Source organism: Nocardioides sp. (assembly GCF_036374615.1).
GTDB lineage: Bacteria > Actinomycetota > Actinomycetes > Propionibacteriales > Nocardioidaceae > Nocardioides.
In genome coordinates, this window is sequence record NZ_DASUTK010000126.1 from 1 (window position 1) to 7,941 (window position 7,941).

A 7,941-nucleotide genomic window follows, 5' to 3' on the forward strand; every position below is an offset into this window, starting at 1 on the left:
TGAGCCTTCACAGTGCGCCATAGCGCACTCTCAGGCACACGCCGCGGGGTCTGGGTGAGCCTCTAGAGGGACAGGATCGCGGGCACGACCTGGTCCCAGGCGGACTGGGGTGGCACCTGATGACCCATGCCCTCGACGACCAGCAGCCGGGCGCCGGGGATCGCGGCGGCCAGTGCCTCCCCGTGGGGAAGGGGGAACATCGGATCCTCCGTCCCGTGCACGACCAGGGTGGGTGCGGTGATCCAGCGTACGTCGGTCGGCTCGTCGTCATCGCCGCCGACGAGCAGCCAGTGGTTGCCGGCCGCGGCCGGGTCGATGCTGCGGTCGAACACCTCACCCGCCACCTTCCGGGTCCGGTCCTCGTCGAACAGCCGGCCGGAGTACGCGCGGTCCGTGTCGGAGAGGTAGGCGATCACCGCGTCGCGGTCGGTCCAGTCGGGATCGGGAGGCGGGTCGGCGAACAGCGCCTGCAGCTCGGGAGACAGGCCCGGGAGCGAGTCGGACTCGACGCCTCCCGCTGCGGTCGTCGCGATCAGGGTCAGGGCCGCCACCAGGTCCGGCCGGTGATCTGCCACCGACTGCGCGATCCCGCCGCCCATCGAGAGGCCGACCAGGTGCGCCGGACCGTGTCCGAGCGCCTCGATCAGACCGATGCAGTCGCGTTCCAACGCCCCACCGTCGTACGCCGGGGCGCCGGCCGGCCAGGTCGTCGACCGGCCCGTGTCACGGTGGTCGTAGCGGATCACCCGCCGACCACCGGCGGCGATCCCCTCGCAGAAGCCGACGTCCCACCAGTCCATGGACCCGGCAGCCCCGTACAGGAGCAGGACGGGTGGGTCACCCGGGTCGCCGTACTCGTCCACGCACAGCTCGACGTCACCGACCCGGACCAGCCTCATGGTGGGTACAGACCGGCGACGCCGGCAGGACTCATCGGCGATGCCGCCGGTCGAATGCGACGCGCGACAAATCCGGGCGACAACGGCTCGGCGCCGCAGGCAGAATGCCCGTCGTGACCGTCACCACCACCGACCTCGTCTCCCGGCTCGACCACCTTCGCGAGGCGCCGTCCGAGGTGGGCACGCTGGCCCTCGTCGTACGCCGTCCGGCCAACGGACAGCGAGAGGTGCTCGACGAGGGGGTGCTGGACGAGGCCGACGGGCTGGTGGGCGACAACTGGCTGAGCAGAGCCACGTCCCGCGCGGTGGCGGCGGGGCGGCACCTCGACGCGCAGCTGACCGTCATGAGCGCCCGGATGGTGGCGCTGCTCTCCGAGGACCCCGCCGAGCAGGCTCTCGCGGGCGACCAGCTCTACATCGACCTCGACCTCTCCCACGAGAACCTGCCCACCGGGACCCGCCTTGCGATCGGCGACACCGCCGTGATCGAGGTGACCGCCAAGCCTCACAACGGCTGCAAGAAGTTCTTGCGGTGGTTCGGCGACGAGGCGACGCAGTTCGTGAACTCCGAGGCAGGCAAGGCGTTGCGGCTGCGGGGTCTCAACGCGCGGATCGTCACCGGTGGCGTAGTCCGGCCCGGCGACCCGGTACGCCGGCTGCCGTGACGCTCCTCAGTCGTGGGGTCGCTGCAGGTCAGCGTGGTTCTTTGCGACCTGCCAGCATGAGTTAAGGAAGTTCACAGGCGGCCTCGTCATTCTGTTCGACATGAGTGAGACCCGCATCCTCCCACCGTTCCCGGAGCACCAGCCAGAGCCGGAGCACCGGCCCGCAGAGCCGGGCCGGCCGCGCCGCGGCGGTCTGGTGGCGCTCGTCCTCGCCGGCTCGCTGGTCGTCGGCGGAGCGGCTGGTGTGGGTGGCGCGGCCGCCTGGGACGCCTGGCAGGACGAGGCCGGGGCACCGACCCCCGACCGGCAGGTGGCTCGGGTCGCCGACACAGATGACACCCCGGCGCCGGAGGGTTCCGTGGAGCAGGTCGCCGCGCAGGTGCTGCCGTCCGTGGTAAAGATCGACGTGACCGGGCCCGGCGGGTCCGGCTCCGGGTCCGGCATCATCCTGACCTCCGACGGGCAGATCCTCACCAACCACCACGTGGTCGAGGTCGCTGCCCAGGGCGGCAGCCTGAGCGTGTCGTTCGACGACGGCACCCACGCCCGGGCGCGGGTGCTCGGCACCGACCCGCTCACCGACACGGCGGTCATCCAGGCAGAGGACGTCTCGGGCCTGACCCCCGCGACGATCGGGGAGTCGGCGAACGTCGACGTCGGCCAGCAGGTCGTGGCGATCGGCTCCCCCTTCGGTCTCGACGCGACCGTCACCAGCGGCATCGTGAGCGCACTCGCGCGTCCGGTCAACGTGGGCTCGGACGCCGAGGGCAACGCGACGGTCTACCCCGCGATCCAGACCGACGCCGCGATCAACCCCGGCAACTCGGGCGGGCCGCTGGTCGACCTCGACGGCAACGTGGTCGGCATCAACTCCTCGATCCGCACGGCCGGGTCGTCGATGAGCGGTTCACCCAGCGGCTCGATCGGGCTCGGCTTCGCCATCCCGATCGACGAGGTGATGCCGCTGGTCGAGGACATGGCGGCCGGCGAGACCCCCGTGCACGCCAGAATGGGTGTCGGTGTCGGGACCGCCGCCACCACCGACGACCTGACCGCCGACGGTGCCGTGATCCGCGAGATCACGCCTGGCTCCGCCGCCGAGGAAGCCGGCCTCGAGGTCGGGGACGTGGTCACCGCCGTCGACGACACGCTGATCACCGACTCCGACAGCCTGATCGCGACCGTCCGCTCGTACCGCCCCGGCGACACCGTCACCGTGACCTTCACGCGCGACGGTGACGAGCAAACCGCCGAGGTGACGCTCGAGTCGGACGCGGAGCTGTCCAACAGCTGAGGCTTACCCCGGGGGAAGACAGGTAGTCCCCGACGCTCTGGTTGCGATTTCATCGCAGGGGCAGCCACAGCGTCGGGGACTACCGTCCATGGAAGAGCATCAACGGGCGCGGACGACGCGCCCCTCGTCCCAGACCGGTCCGTCGGACTCGTAGACCGATCCGTCGGCGCCGTACACGAGGAACCGGTCGAAGCCGCGCGCGAACCACCGGTCGTGGGTGACCGCGACGACGGTGCCCTCGAAGGCCTCCAGCCCGTCCTCGAGCGCCTCGGCGCTCTGGACGTCGAGGTTGTCGGTCGGCTCGTCGAGCAGCAGCAGCGTGGCGCCCGAGAGCTCGAGCAGCAGGATCTGGAACCTGGCCTGCTGCCCGCCGCTCAGCGACTCGAAGGTCTGCTCCGCCGCGTGCGCGAGCTCGTAGCGGTCGAGCACCCGCGCCGCCTGCTCGCGACCCATGCCGGCACGCCCACGTCCGTCGGGCAGCGCGTCGCCGCGGTGCAGGATCTCCAGCAGCGTGCGACCGAGCAGCTCAGGGTGCTCATGGGTCTGGACGAACCACCCGGGACGCACCCGAGCGCCCAGCTTCGCCCGCCCCCGGTGGGTGACCGGCTCCACAGGTACGTCGCTGACCGGCTGGTGCTCCTTGTCCGGGTCGGACCCGCCCGCCGCGAGGAGCCGCAGGAAGTGGGACTTGCCGGAGCCGTTGCTGCCGAGCACGGCCACCCGCTCGCCGTACCAGACCTCGAGGTCGAACGGCTCCATCAAGCCGGTGAGCTCGAGCTGCTCGCACACGACAGCACGCTTGCCGGTGCGGCCACCCTTGAGGCGCATCTTCACCTGCTGCTCGCGCGGCTGCTCGGTCGGCGGGCCGGCCTCCTCGAACTTGCGGAGCCGGGTCTGGGCGGCGCGGTACTGCGAGGCCATGCCATCGTTGTACTCGGCCTTGATCTTCAGCCGCAGCACGAGCGCCTTGATCTTCGCGTGCTCCTCGTCCCAGCGACGCCGCTGCATCTCGAACCGCAGGAACCGGTCCTGGCGCGCCTCGTGGTAGCTGGCGAACCCGCCCGGATGCGTCCAGACGAGGTTGCCGGCGTGACCGAGCTCCACGGTCACGATCCGGGTGGCCGTGTTGTTGAGCAGCTCCCGGTCGTGGCTGATGAAAAGGATGGTCTTGGCCGACTCGCGGATCCGCCCCTCCAGCCAGATCTTGCCGGGTACGTCGAGGAAGTTGTCGGGCTCGTCGAGCAGCAGCACCTCGTCGGGTCCGCGCAGCAGGTAGTCCAGCACCAGTCGCTTCTGCTCGCCACCGGACAGGGTGCGTAGCTCGCGGTACTTCGCTCGCTCGTAGGGCACACCGAGGCCCGTGGTCGTGCACACGTCCCACGTCACCTCGAGGTCGTAGCCACCGGCGTCGGCGTACTCGGCCAGCGCCCCGGCATAGGCCAGCTGGGTCTTCTCGTCGTCGTCCTCCATGAGCGCGCGTTCGAGCCGGTCGATCTCGGCGTGCGCACGACGGATCCGTTCCGGCGCCACCGAGAGCAACAGCTCGGCCACCGTGGGATCGTCACCCAGCCCGTGGGAGACCATCTGCCGCATCACCCCGAGCCCCCCACTGCGGGTCACGACGCCCGTATGGGGCGTGACGTCGCCGGTGATGATGCGCAGCAGCGTCGTCTTGCCCGCTCCGTTGGCGCCGACCAGCGCGACCTTCGCTCCGTCCCCCACGCGGAACGACACGTCGTCGAGCAGCACCCGGCCGTCGGGCAGGTCGTATCGCACACCGGCGACGTCCACGTGACCCATGGGCAGCATTGTCCGGCTCGAACGGCTCCGGCGCACCTCGGTTTCGGCCGATCACGGACCTGACCCCGCGGCGGCGGTACGACGCGCAATCGCGACCGCGCCCGTCACCGGTTCGGCAGCGCTCAGCACGTCCAGGCCGCGCTCGCCGAGGTGGCGGCGCAGCCCGTGCCCGATGGCCGTCCCGCGCGCGGTGAGTGCCCCGGCCAGCACGACGGGTTCGCCGGGTCGCGGCTCCGGCAACCGGTCCAGCAGCCCCAGCAGGTGGCCGAGAGCCGTGTGGACGATCTCGGCGGCAACCGGATCACCCCCGTCGTTCGCGGCGGTGACCAGCGGCGCGAGGGCCGCGAGCGCCACCGGCGGCGACGCGTACGCGTGCTGCACCAGCGCGGTCCGCGGGTCGCTGCCGACCTCGGGCAGCACGGCCAGCACCGATCGCACCAGCGGACCGGGCTCCTCGCCGGTCCCGGCCCACCGCAGCGCCGCCCGCACGGCCTCGCGGCCCAGCCAGAACCCCGAGCCCTCGTCGCCCAGCAGCCAGCCGTGGCCACCGGAGGTCGCCACCAGGCGGCCCTCCTCGACCCGCCCGGCGACCGCACCCGTACCGGCCACGAGCACGGTCCCGGTCGTGGCGTCGCTGCCGGCCGCGAAGGCGATCTCCACGTCGGACCGGACGTCGGGCCGCCCGGGCAGTCCTGCCGTCCGCCACGCCTCGTCGTACGCCGCCCGGATCGCCGGGTCGCGCAGCGCGCCGCCGCCGGCCATGCCGAGGACGCCAGCCCGCACCTGGCCAGGATCGACGTCCCGCAACGCCTCGGTGAGGGCAGCCGCCAGCGCGTCGCGCGCCGTCGCCGGGTGGGCCGTCGGGTTGCCGCCGCCGGCCCGACCGCGGCCGAGCGGTCGGCCGACGAGATCGGTGACCAGGATCCGGGTGGAGGTCCCGCCGAGGTCGCCGCCGAGGGCGAGGCCCCCGGCGTCGATCGAGGAGGCGGTCACGACATACTCCTACAAGACCCGAGGAGGGGTGTCCACGTGCCCGAGCCGGCCGACCACCAGATCAGCGCGCAGTCGTACCTCGACGCGCTCGCTCCCGTCATGGGCGCCGTCACCGAGCAGGCCACAGGGCCGGTGCTCGCAGCCGCGGACCTGATCGCGCAGTCAGTGAGCAGCGGCGGCGTGCTCCAGACGTTCGGGTCCGGTCACTCCGAGGCGCTCGCGATGGAGCTCGCCGGTCGCGCAGGTGGCCTGGTGCCGAGCAACCGGATCTCGCTGCGCGACGTGGTCGTGCACGGAGGTGACTCTCCCGACGTGCTCGGTCGAGGCATCCTCGAGCGCGACCCCTCGATCGCGGGACGGCTCTACGAGCTCGCGGCGCCCGACCCGCGCGACGTCTTCGTGATCGCGTCGAGCTCCGGCGTCAACGGCTCGGTCGTCGAGATGGCGCGGATCGTCAAGGAGCACGGCCACCCGCTGATCGCGATCACCTCGCTGGCGCACACGCAGGGCGTCGACTCGCGTCATCCATCGGGGCAGAAGCTGGTCGACCACGCGGACGTCGTCCTCGACAACGGCGCACCGTACGGCGACGCCGTGCTGCCGCTGCCAGGTGGAGGGTCCGCGTGCGCGGTCTCCTCGATCACCGCCGCACTGCTGGCCCAGATGGTCACCGCCGAGGTGGTGCGGCGACTGCTCGACGCGGGCGAGACTCCTCCGGTCTACCTCTCGGCGAACGTGCCGGGCGGCGACGAGCACAACCATGCGCTCGAGGAGCGCTACGAGGGGCGGATCCGCCGCACCGCGTGATCCAGTCGCCCGACCGGGGCCACTCCGACCAAAGTCCGTGGTCCGGAGGCAGCTCGCTTCCTAGGATTCGGCCATGACGAGCGACCTGCGCCTGGAGCCGCCGACACCGGCGCCCGAGCCCGCGCCGCCGCGCACCGGGACCCGGCGGTCGCGCAGGGTGCCCGCGCTGGCCGGGTACGCGGCACTGCTCTCGGCGTGGACCTGGTTCGCGGGCATGCCCAACGACACCATCCAGATCTTCCTGTGGCTCTGGCTGGGGGTGATCGCGTGGAACGTCGAGGCCGAGCCTCGCGAGCACCTGCGGTTCCTGCGCGACTGGTGGCCACCGCTCCTCGCCCTGGTCGTCTACTTCTACAGCCGCGGCATCGCCGACGACCTCCACCGGCCGGTCAGCATCGACCTGCCGATCGAGGTCGACCGCTGGCTCTTCGGCGGGCACCTGCCGACCGAGGTCCTGCAACAGCGGCTCTGCGGCGACCCGTGCGACCCGGCCAGCGACCCGCGCTGGTACGACCTGGTGTTCACCACCGTCTACGCCTCGCACTTCATGACCGGACTGACCATCGCCGCCGTGCTCTGGGTCCGGAACCGGGACGAGTGGAGGGCGTGGATGCGGCGGCTGCTGGCGATCAGCTACGCCGCCTTGATGATCTACATCGTGTACCCGATGGCGCCGCCCTGGTGGGCGGCCAGGTACGACCACCTACCGGCAGACCTGCCGCGGATCACCGGCCGAGGCTGGGACGACATCGGTATCGAACGGCTCAACCTGCTGCTCGGCGGGGTGGGCAACAAGGTAGCCGCGATGCCGTCGCTGCACGCGGGCATCGCGTTCCTGGTGGCGGCGTACGCCATCTCACGGCTGCGGTCGCCGTGGCGCTGGTTGCTGGCGGCGTACCCGGTGGCCATGGGCTTCGCGCTGGTCTACTACGCCGAGCACTACGTCATCGACGTGCTCGCCGGCTGGGCGGTCGCCGTGGCGGTGCTCGCCGGCTGCGCGTGGTGGGAGCGCCGGGAGGGCCTCACTCCTCGGTCTGCTTCGCCCATAGATTGATCCCGGCCTCCTCGGCGTACTCGTCGATCTCGGCCAGCTCTTCGTCGGTGAGCGGCGGGCCGTCGACCGCGTCGAGGTTGGTGTCGAGCTGTTCGACGCTGGAGGCGCCGATCACGGCACTGGTGACCCGCGGATCCCGCAGCGCCCACTGGAGCGCGAGCTGCGCGAGCTTCTGGCCCCGGCGCTCGGCGATCCCGTTGAGGGAGCGGACCCGCTCGAGAACGGCGTCGTCGAGGCCGGAGACCGTCGAGCCCTCGCGGGCGGCCCGCGAGTCCTCCGGCACGCCGTCGAGGCGGGTATCAACCTGTGGGCGAAGTCCACGGCCGAGTGAGACCAACTCGATGAGCGCGGCACTCAGTACGCTGCGTACATGACATCGGTGGCTCGGGAGCACGGCGCGCTGCGGGAGAACCTCGTGGCCGCGCTCCG

Annotated in this window: 8 protein-coding genes; 4 read left to right on the plus strand and 4 right to left on the minus strand. The window is 71.8% G+C overall.

Translation table 11 applies throughout. The annotated features are described in order from the left end of the window. Positions 1-62: 62 nt before the first annotated feature. Positions 63-899, minus strand: coding sequence for an alpha/beta hydrolase (locus VFZ39_RS10240; RefSeq protein WP_330865646.1), 837 nt, complete (start codon positions 897-899; stop codon positions 63-65). Positions 900-1,012: 113 nt separating this feature from the next. Here VFZ39_RS10240 and VFZ39_RS10245 point away from each other — a divergent pair, with 113 nt between their 5' ends. Together VFZ39_RS10245 and VFZ39_RS10250 are read left to right on the plus strand one after the other, a co-directional pair. Then, a complete protein-coding gene (locus VFZ39_RS10245; protein ID WP_330865647.1) occupies positions 1,013-1,564 on the plus strand; it encodes an MOSC domain-containing protein in 552 nt (183 codons plus the stop codon). Positions 1,565-1,664: 100 nt separating this feature from the next. Continuing rightward, a complete protein-coding gene (locus VFZ39_RS10250; RefSeq protein ID WP_330865648.1) occupies positions 1,665-2,858 on the plus strand; it encodes a S1C family serine protease in 1,194 nt (397 codons plus the stop codon). Between the two features lie 99 nt (positions 2,859-2,957). On the opposite strand, the gene VFZ39_RS10255 is transcribed toward VFZ39_RS10250, so the two are convergent. Both VFZ39_RS10255 and VFZ39_RS10260 read right to left on the minus strand, forming a co-directional pair. After that, the gene (locus VFZ39_RS10255) at positions 2,958-4,658 is read right to left on the minus strand and encodes an ABC-F family ATP-binding cassette domain-containing protein (RefSeq protein WP_330865649.1); all 1,701 of its coding nucleotides are present in this window, start codon (positions 4,656-4,658) and stop codon (positions 2,958-2,960) included. Positions 4,659-4,709: 51 nt separating this feature from the next. Then, entirely contained in the window at positions 4,710-5,651 is a 942-nt protein-coding gene (locus VFZ39_RS10260; protein ID WP_330865650.1) for an N-acetylglucosamine kinase, read from the minus strand. Positions 5,652-5,687: 36 nt separating this feature from the next. On the opposite strand from VFZ39_RS10260, the gene VFZ39_RS10265 reads away from it, so the two are divergent. Beyond that, positions 5,688-6,458, plus strand: coding sequence for an SIS domain-containing protein (locus tag VFZ39_RS10265; protein ID WP_330865651.1), 771 nt, complete (start codon positions 5,688-5,690; stop codon positions 6,456-6,458). Positions 6,459-6,531: 73 nt separating this feature from the next. Continuing rightward, positions 6,532-7,512: a phosphatase PAP2 family protein gene (locus VFZ39_RS10270; protein WP_330865652.1), complete on the plus strand. Its 981-nt coding sequence runs from the start codon at positions 6,532-6,534 to the stop codon at positions 7,510-7,512. Here the strand turns inward: VFZ39_RS10270 and VFZ39_RS10275 are convergent. Beyond that, positions 7,481-7,906: an aldo/keto reductase gene (locus tag VFZ39_RS10275; RefSeq protein WP_330865653.1), complete on the minus strand. Its 426-nt coding sequence runs from the start codon at positions 7,904-7,906 to the stop codon at positions 7,481-7,483. The genes VFZ39_RS10270 and VFZ39_RS10275 overlap by 32 nt on opposite strands. Positions 7,907-7,941: the final 35 nt, after the last annotated feature.

Coding starts and splice junctions, on each gene's coding strand:
- VFZ39_RS10250 (WP_330865648.1), top strand. CDS start 1,665: ATGAGTGAGACCCGCATCCTCCCACCGTTCCCGGAGCACCAGCCAGAG.
- VFZ39_RS10240 (WP_330865646.1), bottom strand. CDS start 899: ATGAGGCTGGTCCGGGTCGGTGACGTCGAGCTGTGCGTGGACGAGTAC.
- VFZ39_RS10255 (WP_330865649.1), bottom strand. CDS start 4,658: ATGGGTCACGTGGACGTCGCCGGTGTGCGATACGACCTGCCCGACGGC.
- VFZ39_RS10270 (WP_330865652.1), top strand. CDS start 6,532: ATGACGAGCGACCTGCGCCTGGAGCCGCCGACACCGGCGCCCGAGCCC.